Below are 15,621 nucleotides of genomic sequence, written 5' to 3' on the forward strand. Positions count from 1 at the left end.
AATTCCGATCTATATGAGCAACGCAGCAACAACCCAGGCGGACAGCTGTGTAGCAGCACGCACCCGCACGCAGGCACCGTGTCCGAATGCTCTGACACCCGTAAAGAAGGTTCAGTCCTCTTCCGGCTGCGTCAACTGCTCGTCGAACCAAGCCCGCCGTTCCTCGGGGCAGGCTGTGCGGAGTTTACTGATCGCCTGGTGAACCTGGTTCGTGCTATAGCCTGACGGCGCCAGGTCGCGCGACAGCAAAACGTTAAGTATGAACGTAATATAGAAGTCGTCCAGCCCCCAGAAGACCCGTACCGCCTCTTCCTTGACATGTGATTCAGCCGTTGCAGAGGCAAGCAGATCGGCGAGCGACGCCATTTCCTCGCTTCCCTCAGGCGGAGCACTCCGCAAGCATCCCAGGTTCACATCGGGATTGGGGTGATGAAGGAAGACGTTAATCCAACTAGACCTCAGAAGCATCTTGAGGTAACTCTCGCCGAGGCGCGACAAGTAGTCAATATGTGACATATAGTCGCCGTCTTGCGGCCACATATACGGTAACGGATCCTGCTCGAAGAAGCGTGCCACGTCGATATTCCAGGGGACCCGCAACGGCGCCCGGCCCCACATCTCGTCTCCCAAGGGGTCGGCCGGGAGCGTAACCATCTGATCCGCGTCGGGCCTCGACGGTGCCGTCGAGCGTCCGGCTAGGCCGAGCTTTGAATGGAGTTCCAGGCGTGCGCCACACGCCCGACAAAGGGGAATGATATTCGCTCCAGGATCCGAAAAAGGAATGCGTACCTTTCGAGCGGCATATTTAGCAAGGCCGCTACACACGGCGCACTGCAATAGTGCGCATTTCGGACATCGCAATCCGGCGCCATTGTGGATCATTTCCGCGGCATCGGTGTCGTCCGGATGCCAGTGGACCTCTGCCATATACCTTTCAGTGATCGGAATAGAGAAAGGGGCGACGAAGAAGCTGCACCACGCACACCGCGTGCTAGACGGCGAAGGGCATTCCGCCTGAGGCCGCTTTCCGAGCTCGATCAGTGCTCCGTCAGATTCGCGGAACAGATAGACGAGGTCACGCCCGAAGTTTCCTTCCGGGGTCTCCACAATGGTATAGACGTACCCGTCCCGGACCGGTGTCCGACGGAGATATTCGAGCGCGGCTTGTCTGCTGGGTCCTCCGTAGATGTGGTAGGTCCACGTGTCTTTGTGCTCGGTCCGCTTGAAGTAGACGGCATCCGAACCCTCACCGCTTCCCCTGCGTCCAACCAACGACATACATTCCCCCGATGCGGAGAGTCCATCCAACACCTCATGCTCCAGCAGCAGATGATGCGCAGTCAACAACCGGCCTCGAACCACGCAATCGCATCCTTACAGACCATGGGACACCTTTCGCTGTCAGTGCGTCGGCCGAGTAGCCGAAGCTGACGTGCGGTGGGAAGTTTCCAAGGCCCAGGCTCCTCACGGGAGCGCCTCCGTAGGGGAACATGAAGGGGCGTGGGGGCGCACTTGGAAGGACCGCTGCCCCGTGGGACGCCCCGACAAGGCCGTCCGTGCCGCTATCGCCCAGCGGCGCGCTGACGCGATCGAGCTGCGCCTTGCTGGCGTGGACTGGCTCACCGTTGCCCGCAAGCTCGCCGCTGATCCCGCCATCAACAGCGACCACATTGCCTACCCTCAGGGGTACGGCATCGAACGGTTCCGCAACGGCCAGGAACCGCCGGACGACAAGCAGCTGGTCAACACGGCCTGCCGGGATGTCCGCTTCGCCCTGAGGGAGCGCAGCAGCGAACAGGAGGAGAAGGCCGAGGAGCTGCGGGCCCTGGAGAACCAGCGTCTCGACAAGCTGTTCTTCGTCGCCTACCGCCAAGCCGTCAAGGACGGAAACCTTCCGGCGATCGATCGTGCGCTGCGCATCATGGAGCGTCGTGCTCGTCTACTCGGCCTCGACCAGCCCGCCCGTACGGAGGTGACCGGCGCCGGCGGCGCCGCCATCGAGATCACCAATGCGGCACTGGATGAACTCGAAGCTCTCATCAGCATCACCGAAGAGGCCGCCCGTGGCTCCAACTGACCGCGAACAGCAACTGATTGCCGCCTACCAGGCCCAGCCGCCGGCCATACGCCGCACTATGGCCACCCGGGCATCCCTGCGACTGCGAGGCTTCCTCGCCACAGTCGAGCGCAAGATAGCCATGGACGCCTCGCCCGGTGCCCTTGCCGCCGTCCTCACCGACCGGCGCGAGATGCAGGCCCGACACCTGCACCTCATCGACCAAGCATGGCTCGACATGGCCGAAGGCCGCGCCGACCGCGTCATGCTCACCATGCCACCCCGACACGGCAAGTCCCGCCGCGCGTCACGCTGGGCGCCCTTGTGGTACCTGCGGAAGTACCCCGACCGGCGCGTCATGATCGCGTCCTACACGGCATCCCTCGCCGACGAACACGGCCGCTGGATCCGCGATGCTATCGAGACCTGGGGCGACCAGCTCGGCATCCGCCTGCGACCCGGTTCGAAAGCCGCCAACCGGTTCGACCTTGCCGGACACGACGGCGGCCTGGCTGCTGCGGGCATCGGCGGCAGCCTCACCGGCAAGGGCGCCACCATCGCGCTCGTGGACGACCCCGTCAAGGACATGGCGGACGCCGACTCCCCGACGATGCGCCGGAAGACCTGGGAGTGGTGGCAGTCCGTCCTCCAGACCCGTATGGAGCCCGACGGTGCGATCTGCGTGATCCAGACCCGCTGGAACGAAGACGACTTGGCCGGCCGCATCATCGCCGACGCCGAAGCCAACGAATGGCGGGTCCTGAACCTCCCCGCCCTCGCCGACTCACCGAACGACCCCCTCGGCCGCGCCTCCGGCGAGGCGCTGTGGCCCGATCGCTTCGACGTAGACCACCACGCCCGCACCCGCCGACGCGTCGGCGAACGCGTCTGGGCGGCCCTCTACCAGCAGCAACCCCGCCCGCCCGAGGGCGGCGTCTGGCAGCGCGCCTGGATCAAGGACAACCGCTGTTCCGTCGTCGAGTTCGGCGGCCTGGACATGGCCCGGATCGTCGTCGCCGTCGACCCCGCCGGCGGCGAGTCGGCCGTCGGGGACGAGACCGGCATCATCGGCGCCGCCCGCTCGTACGACGGGCACCTGTACGTCCTCGAAGACCGCTCCGGCGCCATGGGAGCGAACGACTGGGGCCTCGCCGCCTGCCGCCTCGCCCTGGCCCTCAAGGCCGATGCCATCGTCGTGGAGAAGAACTATGGCGGTGACATGGCCCGCCTCGTCGTCACCCAAGCCTGGGAACAACTGCGCCGCGAAGGCACAACCGCCGGCCTCCTCATGCCCATGGTCCTCGAGGTCACCGCGAAGCACGGCAAGCGACTCCGCGCCGAGCCGATCGCCCAGCTCTACGAACAGGGCCTGATCCACCACGTCGGCCAGTTCCCCCAGCTGGAAGAGCAGATGGTCACCTGGATCACCGGCATGGACTCCCCGGACCGCATGGACGCCGCCGTGCACGCCCTCACCGAACTCGCCGACCCCAACCAGCTCGCGGCGGCCCAGAGCCCTCTCTCCGACAACCGACTTGAAGGGCGTCGCTGACCACCGAATACGGCCCCAATACGGAAACCGCCCCAGCCATCCGCCCGCTGCTTCGCTCAGGGGTCCTATTCTTATGTTGGGCGCGGGGCCGGTCTTCCTGGAGGGCAGTGTGGGCCTACGCTCGCTGATCATTGACGCCTGGTCGTGGCTGAACTACAAACCAGTCATGGCCGACCCACACCGACCCGGGGGTCTGGTCTTCCCAGAGATCACCGGATCGTGGGTTCCCGAGGCAGACATGCGGCGCCTGGCCGCCTACAAGCTCCTCGCCTCCTACGACAACAACCAGGCCGGCCAGGTCGCCGCAGTCGCCGGCGACGTAGCGGCCACCGAACGCCGGGAACTCGGCGACCCGACTAAGCTCATCGACACCGCCCTGGGCTACCTGCTGGGCTCCGAGCAGGCGATCGTCGTACCGGGCGCCGAGCATGCCGAGGAAGAGGACCCGCCCGCCGAAGCCCTCGCTGCAGCCGAGGTGCAGGGGCGGCTGCGCGAGTGGGCCCGCAAGGAGCTGCTGCCGCTACGCATCCAGCAGGCCGAGCGGTGCGCCGTGCGCTGCGGTGATGGCGTGTACGTGCTCGCCTGGGACCCAGCCAAGGGGCGGGTGTTGCTGCGCACCTACGATCCCGGCTTCTACTTCCCCGAGTGGGACGAAGGCGAGCTGGACTGGGCCGAGTACCCGACACGCGTGCACTTCGCGTGGGAGCTGCCCGAGGACCCCCGCAAGGGCATCAAGGCCCGGCTCCGACGCATCACCTACGAACTCGCCCCGATCGGATCCGTGACGGTCTCGCCCCAGAGCCACGACGCCCACCCCACGCGCGAGACCCTCAACAACAGCAATGGCGCCGCAGTCCTCACCGCCGGGGACACGCTCGACGCCAACACAGGCAGGGTGACGCGCACCTACCCCTGGTCACCGGGGCGACCGTCAACCATCACTTGCTACCTCACCGACGCCGAATGGCTGCTGGACGACCTCAAGGGCAGCCACGATATCTACGACCTCCCGGCGGCCAAGGCGGCGTACCGAGTCCGCTCGGACGGCGAGGTCTTGGACTGCCTTGACCTGATGTGCGACTTCATCCCCGTCGTCCACATCCCCAACACAATTCCCGACGGCGGCGAACACTGGGGCAAATCCACCCTCGGCACGGTTCTCCAGCTGCTCGATGAGCTGGCCGCCACCGACACCGACTCCGCCTCCGCGTCCGCCACCACCGGCACCCCAATCATCGGTCTGGCAGGCGCACGGCTCCCCATCGACCGCTCCACCGGGCAGCCCCTGCCCGTACGCGTCGAAGCTGGCACCGTGTGGCAGCTGTCGGAGTCCGGCCGCATGGACACCCTCAACACCGCCCCGCAGCTCGCCGAGCTCCGTGCCCGCACCGACCACCTCCTGGACCGCATCGCCAGCAACTCCCGCCTGACGACAGCGGGCCTCGGCACCCTCGACCCGGCCGCCGTCCCCTCGGGCTACGCACTGCAACTCGCGCTCAGCCCGCTGGACTCCCTCGTCGCCTCGATGCGCCTGGCACGCGCCAACAAGTACGAGATCCTGCTGCGGATGGTGCAGCGACTGCACCAGGCCGGGCAGGTGTGGCCCGCGGGCGAATCTCTGCCAGCCTCCCTGGCATGGGGACCACACACCCCCACCGACCGGACCGCAGTCCTCGCCGACGTAGTGTCCGGGGTGGCGAACGGCGTAATGAGTCTCGAGACCGGGGTACGGATGTTGCAAGATGCTGGCTATCCAATCGAGGACATCGCCAAGGAGATCAAGCGGATCCAGCAGAGGGCATTCGACGCTGCGGCCCACCTCGCAGATGCCACCGGCGACAACATGGCGGTGCGCGAGTACCTCGGCTTGCCAAAGGCCGACGCTGGCATAACGCCCGTACCACTATTCCCAGGGGATCCTGCCTCGGAGTGAATGCGACGGAGGTTATCTGGAGATGCCACCGCGAACCGTTCTGCAATCTTTCATCAGTCTCACTTCAACGACAGGGCCACGGATACAACTTATTCAAGTCTAAAACCAAACAATCATCGAAGCGACAACAAAAGACGTCAGCGGCGCAGCAGCCGAGAGGGTGCGCTGTTGCGAATTGAAATTCCAAGCCTCATTGGTATATACTCTGACCTGATCCACTTCGCGTGAAGCATTCCTATGGTGCCCGAGGTTGAAAATGACAGATTCCAGCGCAATCGCGCCGCCGCTTCGGAGCGGCACCGCCGAGGTTCACGAGGGTGATGCATACGACCTCATGGAGAAAATCCCGGCAGAATCTGTTGACTTGATCATCACTTCCCCTCCCTATTGGGGACTCCGCACTTATGGCCTCGACCACAACGAGGAAATTTTGCGCGAATGGGAGTCTCAAGGCGGGAGTAAGGAGGAGGCTCCGTCGTACGACTGGTACCGACTCCATGGCGGCTGCCTGGGATTGGAACCACTCCCGGAGTGGTACGTGAGCCACCTGGTTGAAATCTTTCAGCGCAGCGCCCCGGCACTGAAGTCGGGCGGTAGCCTGTGGATCAACATTGGAGATACCTACTTTGCTCGCTGGTCAAGCATCCGAATGGATGGCCGGCAGGGACTCGGCGATAACCCACGGATGCGCCGGAAGACTCCCATGGGAGGCTTCCGGCAAGAAAAGCAGATGCTGCTGATTCCCGCACGGTTCGCTATCGCCATGCAAGACAAGCGGTGGATTCTCCGCAATGATGTTATCTGGGAGAAGCAAAATATTCCGCCACGGCCGGAGAAGGATCGGCTGCGACTGGCACACGAACACTTCTTCCACTTCGTGAAGCGGCCGAAGGAGGGGCGAGCCAAGTACTACTACGACATGGCTGCCGTGGAAGAAGGGGCTCGGGACGTCGTTCGCGTGAACGCTGCAGCAGGCTCGGACGGCCATTCGGCGACTTTCCCTGTGAAGCTGATTGAGCCCAGAATCTTGAGTTCATGCCCCCCCGACGGTCTCGTGTTGGACCCGTTCTGCGGCACGGGTAGGTCTCTCGCAGTAGCCGTCAAAAATGGTCGCCGCGGCATGGGCTTTGAGATCACATCCAAGTTCTTCGCGGCCGCACGAGCGAACGCGACTGACGCAGATTTCGCTACCGCAGACACCAATGATGCAGAACTTCCAGCACAAAGAGATATCAACCAGAGTTCGCAGCTATTCTAGACAAAATCGCTCGCCGGGCGATAAATGGCCGCGCACAATTGAAGTCTCTGAGCTGAATTTCAATCGAGTGATTCAGTCGATGCCTGCGACTGAAACATTCAGATGGCGAACAGGTTCTGCTGACCATCTGGCAATTTCTTCTTCTTTCTAACCCTAGCAACGAAGTCGGATCGAAGGGCGGCGCCCTCTCGACTTGACGTCATAGCTTCCAAATAGTTCGGCAGCGTGGTTCGAACGGATTCAACAAGGCCGATATCAAGTTTACCGCCCAAGTCCACGTTGCCGTCGTACTCGAATCCAGCGAAGGTGATGTTCCACGGCACGTCATCGCCGACCGGCGTGAAATTAATCCGGGACCGAAGTTGTTCCAGAATGCTATGCTGCATGACAACGTACAAGGGTATGTCGATTTGTGCGAGATATTCTCCTTTTACGGCCACCTGAGTTCCAAGGCGTTTGTACACATTTCCAGTATTCACGCCATAGTCAACGGTGTCACGACGCCCTTTGCGTTCAGCTTCCGCGGTAAAATACGCGCGCCAGTTCGCAACGTCATCTGCTTCCCACGCTTCCCACGCTGGGCCAACCCCACCACCCCGCAGATCGATCGCCTGCGTTTCGATAGCAATGAGGCGAGTCCCGTCCGGGGCGGAAGGGTCATCAGAGAAGGCGACATAATCAATATTAAGTCTTGGCTTACTCGTTGCCATGACTTCGGAAACTAGCGTCGCTTGATCACTACCGAAATAATCGGCGACTGCCCATTCGACTGGAGGGCCGTCCAGGCGGTGATCACAGACCGCATACGTCTTCTGTTGACCTTTGTCCCAATTGGCGGCATAGGTAACCGAGCAGTAGCCAAAATGGTACTGCCGGTACTTCTCGCATGGTCCGCCAGCGAAGGGGCATGCCTTCTCGCTCCGCACCTTGACGGCTTCGGGTGTCACGCTGTCGTGAGGGTATCCAAACGCTTCAACGATGGGGAACACAGTGCCCCGCCCGTTCTGACCTCTCCTCTGCACCATCCAGACATGCTATCTGGGCACATCCCATCTCACTGATGTATAGAGCTGGTTCAGGACACATGACCGCACGGTCCGTGCCGTCGGCGGACACTCGAGCCTCCCTCAAGCGAGCGCCGGCAGAGGCTGCCTTGGGCAATGGCGATTGACGTGACGGTCGATCCCGCTGCTTTGGCTACACTCGTGTGCAGCGCGGGGGCGCTGTAGTTGGAGGACTCTCCTATGCTCCGCGTGCTACCCGATCCGCGCGCCCCGCTCGGCTATCGGCACGACGGCCGACCCATCTTCCCGATCCTGGGTGCCGCGCCGAACGATCTCTCGGCCCAGCCCGGTAACCCTGGCACGGGCACCAGCCCCGATACGGGCACGAGAACCGTGGTCGACCAGGACACTCTGTCGCGGCTTCTGGCCCGTGAGAAGGATCAGGGTGGTCGGACTGCGGTAAAGCGGCTCCTCGACCAGCTCGGGTTCGACAAGCCCGACGACCTCACTGCATTCGTCACCGCGCAACGTGAGATGCAGCAGGCACAGCTCACCGAGGTGGAGCGGCGTGAGCGAGCCGCTGAAACAGCAGCCGAAGCCGCGAAGCAGCGTGAGGCCGCGGCCGCCGCCAAGGAGTGCGCCTTCGTCCGCCGCTCCGCGCTGGTCACCCTCGGAGCCTCCGGCGACAACCTTGCTGATGCTGAACGTCTCCTCGCCGTCGACGACGATGCCGATGAACCGGCAGTGGTGAACGCCGCCACCGCGCTGAAGGCCCGCCGCCCCGAACTGTTCGGCACCCATCCCGCGCCTCCGCCGCCAGCGCCAGGTGGATCCCCCGCAGGCGGTCCCCCGCCGCGCGGCAGCGGCCAACCGAAGGCACGTAGCGCCGGCCTGGCGATGGCCAAGCGGCGCGGCTACCTGGCCGACTGACCTCCTACCGGCGGGACAACGCCGGACGCAGGGGACCACGCCCTCCCTTCTCGTGGACGGCACCACCGCAGGTGAGTGCGCGGACCCTGACCGCTCCCGTCCACGGAAGGACTGGCTGTGAGCATTCAGCCAATCTCCACGTCGGCGTCGTACACCGCGAACACCGAATGGCTCGCGTCGCTGCACGGCACCGACCACACCGACACCGTCACCCTCGACATGTCCACCTTCACGGCAGGCACGCACTTCTTCGCATCAACCGACCCCGCCCAGCCGTACTCCCGGCTGCTGTCCGGCCTGCCCATCGGCAAGATCACAGTGTCCGGGCTGTACGGCCTGTACGCCACCGGCGCGACCGACGGCCGCCAGAACCTCGCCGGGTTCGTGTACGCAGAGACACTGTTCGCGCCGGGTGCGACGAAGATCCCCGCGGCGCTGCTGTGGCACGGCGTGGTGCGCACCTCCAAGTTGCCCGTCGTCGTCGCGCCCGTCGCACCGTCCGCCATCCAGCAGATCCGATTCGTGTAAGGGAGGAGGCTCACCATGACCATCCAGGACCTCATCGCCGATGTGACGGCCCGCGACCTCACCGCGTTCGCCCGAGCCATCCCCACCCCGGCCGACTTCCTCCTCACCGGTGGCGTCACCGCGGTGTTCCCGACGCTGGAACTCGGCGACGTGAAGTGGCGGGTCCGGGACAACGGCCGGTACGTCAACACCGCGAAGTTCCGCGCCTACGACGCGAGCGTGCCGTTCGCAACCCGCGAGGCATGGCAGAACAGTCGCGAAGGCATGCTGCCGCCGCTGGGCCAGAAGCTGCGCGTCGGCGAGCAGGAGCAGATCCTGCTGGAGGCCGCGCACGGCGCCGACCAGGACCGGCTCATCGAGCTGCTGTACGACGACGTCGAGCGGCACGTAGAGGCGATCCGCGCCCGCCTGGAGCTCGCCGCCGGCGATGTCCTGATCGACGGCAAGTTCACCCTCACCAACGAGAACGGGCTGACCATCGAGGTCGACTGGGGTGTGCCGGCCGGGAACATGCCCACCGCCCCCGTGCTGTGGTCCGACCCGACCTCGGACCCGGTCCGTGACGAGCTGGCGTGGCTGCAGTACCTCGAGGACAAGGGCGTGCCCGCGCCCGAGTTCGTCCTCACCAGCAAGCGGGCCTTCTCCTACCTCGCGGCGAACAACGCCTACCGCGCCGCCTACTACGGGTCGGTGTCCCCGTCGTCGACACCGACGGCCTCTCTGAACCCGCAGCAGATCAACGTGGTGCGCGGCAACTACGACCTGCCGCCGATCCAGTTTTATAAGGCGCAGGTCCGAGTCGATGGCGCCTCGGTGAAGGTGCTGCCCGACGACCGGTGGATCCTTGTCCCGCCGGACCGTACGCGGTGGGCACAGACCCAGTACGGCACCACGGCGGAGTCCCTGGTCCTCACCCGCGGCTCCAATCCAGAGATCAGCCGCGAGGACGCCCCGGGGATCATCATCACGCGCGGTGTGCAGGACGACCCGCCGCAGATCTGGACCAAGGGCGCCGCCGTGGCGATGCCGGTCATGCATACCCCGGACGCCCATCTAGTCGCGAAGGTCCTTTGATGGGACGCCGCCTCGCCGCCGCGGTGCACTTGGACCACCCGGTCACCCGTGAACGGATCCTGCTGGAGCCCGGCGACGCGCCGGAAGACTGCGTAGCCGAGCTGATCACCAACCCGAGCGCCTGGACAGACGAATCGAAGGCGGTCACGGCCCACGCCCCGTCGCTGATCGGCGAACATCCGCAGACACCGCCGCTCGACGACCCAGCACCCGAGCCCGAGGCTCCACAGCCAGGGCCGGAGAAGCTGACCCGCAGCCGCACCCGTAAGCCCGCCGCGAAGTAGCCGCACCCGGCCCGGTACCCGATCAGGTACCGGGCCGATACACCAGCAGAAGGAGCGGCAACCGTGACCCCCGACGTCCTCGCCTGGCTCCATGCCCAGCTCGGTCCTACGATCGACCCCACCGACCTGGAGGCTCGCTACACTCGTCTTGGCTCCGCCCGCGACGTCGCCCTGGAAGTCCTCACCGAGCGGCGCGCCCGACTCCTGGCCGATCCACTGCGCCTCACCGTCGATGGCGTCGTCACCATCGACAACACCAACAACCTCACGGGCCTGGAACGCCAGATCGCCGCCGTCGAACAGGCCACACCACCCGACGGCCCCGCGGGATCCGACGGCATCCCGGATCTCGTCGTCGCGCCGCTTCTGCCCACCCGTCCGCGTACGCGGTGAACCGCCAGGAGCGCACGTGCCCTACGACTGGCCACCCCTGACGCCCGGCAACACCGAAGAGGTCGCGCGCCGTGTCGCACGCGTCCTCGAAGACGCCTGGCAGCGCCTGGCGGACAGGCAACGGTTCCTCCTCGACGCCGTCGCGTTCAGCCCTCAAGCGCCGCAGGTCGCCGCCCAGCTGGAGGACTTCAAGGCCGCCATCGCCGACTTCGCGCTGCGGGCCGGCAGCGAGATCCGGGGGTTTGTCCAGCAACAGCTGCCCTGGCTGTACCAGGCTGGCGCGACCCAAGCCGCAGCCGCCCTCGGTCAGCGGTTCACATGGAGCCTCCTCCACGTGGAGGCCCTGCAGTCCCTCGCGGCCGACACCTACGCCGACTTCTTGCGCTGCTCCCAGGAACAGCAGCGCATTGCTAATGCCCTCTACCGCGCTGTGCGGGAAGCCGCCCGCCGTGAGGTTCCGCAGCTGGGTGCCGGGTACACCACCGGCCGCCAAGCAGCGAAGGCGCTCGCCGACCGGCTTGCCACCGACCACCAGCTGACCCACGTGGTGTACCGCAACGGTGCCCGTGTCCCCGTACGGGCGTGGGCGGAGGCGGCAACGCTCACGAAGAGCGCGGTGGCATACAACGCTGGCACCCTGAACCGCAGCCGAGAAGCCGGCGTCACGGTAGTCGAGGTGTTCGACTCGGCTGACTGCGGCTGGACATCGCACCAGGACCCGGACAAGGCCAACCGGACCCTGAGAGGCGTTGAGGAGGCCGCAGAATGGCCGATCAGTCACCCTCGGTGTCGTCGCGGATTCGGACCGCGTCCGGATGTGACTGAAATATAGGCCGCCGGATGCGAATATGACGTTGTCGCCGCGCTCAGTCCGGCGCGTGCCGCTGGCCCTCCTCTCATCGCCAGAGGAGGGCCAGCGTCTTGCGCTCTACCAGGCTCGTACGTCGTCAGACCGCGCCGAAGTCGACTTCGCCGGAACGCACCAGTGCGACGAACGATGCCCACCCGGCCGGACTGATCTGGAGGGCCGGGCCGCTCGGGTCCTTGGAGTCTCGGACACCGACCACTCCACGGCCGGCAGTCAGGTCCGCGATCTCGACGCAACTGTTGCCCGAGCCGCCGCTGTACGACGACTTGTACCAGGCATCTTCGGGGGCCAGCTCCAGGGCTGGGATGTGAGTGTTGATGGTTCTACAACTCTCGTGCTAGTCGTTGCATGAATTCGGGGGTCTCCTCGGACGGAAGCGCCGAGGAGATCATCTGGTTGAACCCGCGGGTGAACCGAGCTACCTCCTTCGGCTTGTCCGATGTCGACACCGCACCCCAAGCGTTGTCCACCTGGGCCATGAGGGGCAACCCGTCGCCCAGGTCGAGGATCGCCAGGTCGCTGCTGGCGCGATACCCCCGGCCGTTGACGGGGAGCACCTGGATTGTGACATGGTCAAGTTTTGCCAGCCTCGTGATTTCTTCGTACTGCTCGCGCATCACGTCCGGGCCTCCGATGGCGTACCTCAGACCCGCCTCGCCGAGGATGACCCAGAGTTTCACCGGATCCGGCTCTCGCTCCAGCACACGCTGCTTGCGCTCCATGCGCAGCGCCACGTTCACGCGGACGAACTCGCTGGTCGTCTCCTCGATGGGCTTCTCGATCTCGTAGATCGCCTCCGCGTACGCCTTCGTCTGCAGGAGTCCGTGCACGACCTGCGGATGGTAGGCCCTGATCTCCTGGGCCTCGGCTTCGATCCCCACGAAGCCTTGCATGGCCGGAAGCAACTGCCCCCGGTAGCGGGTTACCCAGTCCTGGCTGGTGGCATCGCGATTCATCTCCACGAAGAGTTCGATGGTCTCCTCGTCGTCCACCCCGTACTTGGCCAGGAGCTTCCGCAGGTCGCCGACGTTCCGAAAACCAAGGCTCCCCGTCTCGATGCGTTGGAGGGCGGCTTCGGAGATCTTGGTGCCCTGCACGGCATGCTTGCGGGTCATCGGCCTTCCGTTGACCACGATGCTCTCGCGAATGCCCCTCAGCTGAAGACCCAGTTCGAGGCGCCTGCCGGTCGCCCCCCGCTTCGCTGCCATCTGTGCGCCCTCCCTGTGTCCGTGTGCCGGCGCCGAGGTGCCGTGTGCAGAGTGTGGCACCGCGTGTTCGGGGCTGGCAGCCCCTTGTGCAGGTTCACGCATAGTCCAATTTCGTCTTCGCCGAATATTCAACGCAGATGTGGTTGCACATGAACCTGGCTCCACGCCACCGTAGTTGAGCCAGCGAGAACGTGGGCGATGAAGCCGCGAATCCGATCTCTGAGCTCCATGGGTTCCAGCTGTGTTGCCTTCCTGACCTGCGGAGGTGTGAGGCGTGGCTGTTGCTGTACTGACCCCGGAGATCCTTGACGCGCTGCGCGCCGGGAATGCCTCCACCAGTGCCATACCCGCAGTTCTCGATGACCTCTCGCTGACCGTCGAACGCGAGTGCCCGCAGTCTCCTGGGGAGGTGCCGGAGGCCACCGCTGCTTGGGTTGGACGGCTTCGCCGCATCGGCGGGAGGAAGCTGCGGTCCTGGGGCTTGGACGCCCTGATCGATGACGCACAGCTACTGATCAGCGAGCTGGTCACGAACGGCTTCCGGTACGGCACCGAACAGCAGATCACCTTTCGCCTGGTGATCGGAACCGAGGTGCTGGTGCTCCAGGTGGACGACGGTTCGCCCGAGCTTCCGCAGATCCGTGACGCGGATCCTCACGCGGTCTCGGGCCGCGGGCTCCTTCTCGTGGACGCCGTCGCGACCGCATGGGGTGTAAGCGGCGACGGCCGGCAGACCTGGTGCACCCTCAGGTTCCCCGCGAAGCGGAGGGCCCAGTGAGCAGCAGCTTCCTCGCCCCGAGAACGGCCGACCGTCTCCCCATCTTCCGAAACGATGGCCGGACCGTCGCCTTGGTGCTCGTAGGGCTCAGGGAGCAGCTTCTCCTTGACTCCCCGGAGTTCCCGGCCCTCGACGCCGTCTTCGACGACCTCGAGGTGGTTCTTGGCGAGCACGCCGTGTTGGCGATCGGCGAGGTCGAGAATCTGACGCCCCGGCTCCACGCGGCTCTCCGCCGGATCATTCACGTGGCTCCACAGAACGGCAGCGGCGTGCGGCCCGAGACGGCCGCAGCTTCCCGCGGCCTTCTCACGGAGCGATTCCCTGATCAGCCGTTACCAGCACTCGCCCATCTTCGGCGGCTTGCCATGACCGTGTCGAATCTGCTCGATGAACTGCTGGAGGAGCCAGCGTGACCCTTCGGACTGCCGTGCCCGAGCAGCACAGCCGCACTGAAATGCCGCTGTCGATTGAGTTACTGACCGCCCGCGACGCCTACGACTACGAGTTCGTGGCCGCACGGCTCCACGACCCGGACCTGCTCCTGAGCAGCGTGGCCATACGGATCTTCCGGGCGCCCCTCCTTGCTGTTCCGGTCGGTGGATGCCGACGCGGCGGACGTATCGACGTGGGACCGGTGTCCGCCGCGCTGGCCGTACGGGATGTTCTCCTCGGCCACCCCGTTTTCCCGTTGCTCCGGGTCAACCTGACCAGGACCACGTCCGGTGAGTCGTGGCTGGTCGAGTGGGGGGAGCGAGCACCGGGTCATCCCGTCGGCGCCCCGGAACGCCTCCGCTTCTACGGCTACACCACAGGCCGCCCCAAGATGCCCTGCCCTCTGGAGCAGCCGCTCAGCGCACCCTACGCGGCGCTCGCCGACAGCAATGACCTACCTGAACACCAGCGCGTCCAGGATCCACAGGACCCGCCGCCCCCATGGCCGGCCGCGCGCCAGGACTGTCCCCCGACTCCCGGTGCGCGGCCTTCCAGACCGGCCTGCCGCCCGACGACCGTTTCCGTAAGGGTTCTCCCACCCGCGGGCGGCAGGCCGCTGAAGTCTTCCCCGACGACCCCCTGAGTGCGGAGCAGAGCATGCCCTCCCAAGCACCTGCCTTGCCGAAGGTCATCCCGTTCATCACGCCCCGCCGGGGCGAGGCGATGGACCCGGCCATCAGAATCCGGGCAGTGCCCTGCAGGCACCCCATGCCGAAGCTGGGATACACCCTCGAAGAGCCCGAGGACCGGGATCCAGAAGGAGTGTTGTGGGCACGCACGTTGGAAAACCCGGTGGTGAACGGGGAGCGGGAGGGCGCGCCTCGGTGGAGTGATGTCCATCCGCTGCGGCAGCGGCGGACGATGATGCTCCTGCGGTGCCAGGTCGGTGACTGCCCGGCTACCCGGCCGGACGGGTCGCGGCTGTTTCTGTTTGCCGAGTCCACGGGCATGCCGGACGGAGAGCCGATGCTCACGGCCAAGCCGCCGGTGTGCGAGCGGCACGCGCTGGTGGCCGCGCGGCTGTGTCCCATGCTGGGCCCGGACCCTTACGCCGTCGTGGTGAAGAGGGCACGCCTGTTCGGGGTCTCCGGCGTCCGCTACGAGTACACCCTCCGGGGGCCGCGGGTCGTTGAGGAGAGCCACGACGATCCGGTCCCGTACGGAACGTTCCCCCACCAGAACTGGATCCTCGCCACCCAGATGTGGCGGCAGCTCCACGACTACCGGACCTGCCGGCTCTCCGATCTCGGGCTCGCATCATGA

General features: G+C 65.4%; 17 protein-coding genes and 1 pseudogene. 14 read left to right on the forward strand and 4 right to left on the reverse strand.

Features of this window, described 5'->3' with window-relative positions; all coding sequences use genetic code 11:
• Nucleotides 1-111: 111 nt before the first annotated feature.
• Nucleotides 112-1,362: a hypothetical protein gene (locus SRB5_RS07810; protein ID WP_153450686.1), complete on the reverse strand. Its 1,251-nt coding sequence runs from the start codon at nt 1,360-1,362 to the stop codon at nt 112-114.
• A 169-nt stretch (nt 1,363-1,531) separates the two neighbouring features.
• On the opposite strand from SRB5_RS07810, the gene SRB5_RS07815 reads away from it, so the two are divergent.
• From SRB5_RS07815 to SRB5_RS07830, 4 genes are all read left to right on the forward strand, one after another.
• Nucleotides 1,532-2,077 carry a hypothetical protein gene (locus SRB5_RS07815; RefSeq protein WP_153450687.1) on the forward strand — a complete coding sequence of 182 codons (546 nt, stop codon included), beginning with the start codon at nt 1,532-1,534 and terminating at the stop codon, nt 2,075-2,077.
• On the forward strand, nt 2,064-3,608 hold the full coding sequence (locus SRB5_RS07820) for a terminase large subunit domain-containing protein (RefSeq protein WP_323377251.1): 1,545 nt from the start codon (nt 2,064-2,066) through the stop codon (nt 3,606-3,608). Before SRB5_RS07815 ends, SRB5_RS07820 begins: the two co-directional genes overlap by 14 nt.
• Before the next feature lie 166 nt (nt 3,609-3,774).
• Nucleotides 3,775-5,541, forward strand: a complete 1,767-nt coding sequence (locus tag SRB5_RS07825; RefSeq protein ID WP_153450689.1) for a phage portal protein — start codon at nt 3,775-3,777, stop codon at nt 5,539-5,541.
• A gap of 256 nt (nt 5,542-5,797) precedes the next feature.
• The gene (locus tag SRB5_RS07830; protein ID WP_153450690.1) at nt 5,798-6,799 is read left to right on the forward strand and encodes a DNA-methyltransferase; all 1,002 of its coding nucleotides are present in this window, start codon (nt 5,798-5,800) and stop codon (nt 6,797-6,799) included.
• A gap of 98 nt (nt 6,800-6,897) precedes the next feature.
• Here the strand turns inward: SRB5_RS07830 and SRB5_RS07835 are convergent, their stop codons facing one another.
• Nucleotides 6,898-7,824 carry a NotI family restriction endonuclease gene (locus SRB5_RS07835; protein WP_153450691.1) on the reverse strand — a complete coding sequence of 309 codons (927 nt, stop codon included), beginning with the start codon at nt 7,822-7,824 and terminating at the stop codon, nt 6,898-6,900.
• A gap of 219 nt (nt 7,825-8,043) precedes the next feature.
• Between SRB5_RS07835 and SRB5_RS07840 the strand changes: the two genes are divergently transcribed.
• From SRB5_RS07840 to SRB5_RS07865, 6 genes are all read left to right on the forward strand, one after another.
• Entirely contained in the window at nt 8,044-8,733 is a 690-nt protein-coding gene (locus tag SRB5_RS07840; protein WP_153450692.1) for a hypothetical protein, read from the forward strand.
• 117 nt (nt 8,734-8,850) lie between these two features.
• Nucleotides 8,851-9,261 carry a head decoration protein gene (locus SRB5_RS07845; RefSeq protein ID WP_323377252.1) on the forward strand — a complete coding sequence of 137 codons (411 nt, stop codon included), beginning with the start codon at nt 8,851-8,853 and terminating at the stop codon, nt 9,259-9,261.
• Between the two features lie 15 nt (nt 9,262-9,276).
• Nucleotides 9,277-10,335: a major capsid protein gene (locus tag SRB5_RS07850; RefSeq protein WP_153450694.1), complete on the forward strand. Its 1,059-nt coding sequence runs from the start codon at nt 9,277-9,279 to the stop codon at nt 10,333-10,335.
• Nucleotides 10,335-10,619, forward strand: coding sequence for a hypothetical protein (locus tag SRB5_RS07855; protein ID WP_153450695.1), 285 nt, complete (start codon nt 10,335-10,337; stop codon nt 10,617-10,619). The genes SRB5_RS07850 and SRB5_RS07855 overlap by 1 nt, the downstream gene beginning before the upstream one ends.
• 63 nt (nt 10,620-10,682) lie before the next feature.
• Complete coding sequence (locus SRB5_RS07860; protein ID WP_194292868.1) at nt 10,683-11,012, forward strand: hypothetical protein; 330 nt, start codon at nt 10,683-10,685, stop codon at nt 11,010-11,012.
• A 16-nt stretch (nt 11,013-11,028) separates the two neighbouring features.
• On the forward strand, nt 11,029-11,844 hold the full coding sequence (locus SRB5_RS07865) for a hypothetical protein (protein ID WP_323377253.1): 816 nt from the start codon (nt 11,029-11,031) through the stop codon (nt 11,842-11,844).
• 115 nt (nt 11,845-11,959) lie between these two features.
• Here the strand turns inward: SRB5_RS07865 and SRB5_RS07870 are convergent, their stop codons facing one another.
• Together SRB5_RS07870 and SRB5_RS07875 are read right to left on the reverse strand one after the other, a co-directional pair.
• Nucleotides 11,960-12,199, reverse strand: a complete 240-nt coding sequence (locus SRB5_RS07870) for a DUF397 domain-containing protein (RefSeq protein WP_323377297.1) — start codon at nt 12,197-12,199, stop codon at nt 11,960-11,962.
• Between the two features lie 4 nt (nt 12,200-12,203).
• On the reverse strand, nt 12,204-13,088 hold the full coding sequence (locus SRB5_RS07875) for a helix-turn-helix domain-containing protein (RefSeq protein WP_153450696.1): 885 nt from the start codon (nt 13,086-13,088) through the stop codon (nt 12,204-12,206).
• Between the two features lie 274 nt (nt 13,089-13,362).
• On the opposite strand from SRB5_RS07875, the gene SRB5_RS07880 reads away from it, so the two are divergent.
• The 4 genes and pseudogenes from SRB5_RS07880 (at nt 13,363) to SRB5_RS07890 (ending at nt 15,621) form a co-directional block, all read left to right on the forward strand.
• Complete coding sequence (locus SRB5_RS07880; RefSeq protein WP_153450697.1) at nt 13,363-13,866, forward strand: ATP-binding protein; 504 nt, start codon at nt 13,363-13,365, stop codon at nt 13,864-13,866.
• Nucleotides 13,863-14,279 carry a DUF6415 family natural product biosynthesis protein gene (locus tag SRB5_RS07885; RefSeq protein WP_153450698.1) on the forward strand — a complete coding sequence of 139 codons (417 nt, stop codon included), beginning with the start codon at nt 13,863-13,865 and terminating at the stop codon, nt 14,277-14,279. Before SRB5_RS07880 ends, SRB5_RS07885 begins: the two co-directional genes overlap by 4 nt.
• A 41-nt stretch (nt 14,280-14,320) precedes the next feature.
• A pseudogene (locus SRB5_RS37720) lies at nt 14,321-14,665 on the forward strand (DUF6302 family protein); the annotation flags it as partial.
• Nucleotides 14,666-14,799: 134 nt separating this feature from the next.
• On the forward strand, nt 14,800-15,621 hold the full coding sequence (locus SRB5_RS07890; protein WP_153450699.1) for a hypothetical protein: 822 nt from the start codon (nt 14,800-14,802) through the stop codon (nt 15,619-15,621).

The sequence above is a fragment of the Streptomyces smaragdinus genome, assembly GCF_009604385.1.
GTDB classification, from domain to species: Bacteria; Actinomycetota; Actinomycetes; order Streptomycetales; family Streptomycetaceae; genus Streptomyces; species Streptomyces smaragdinus.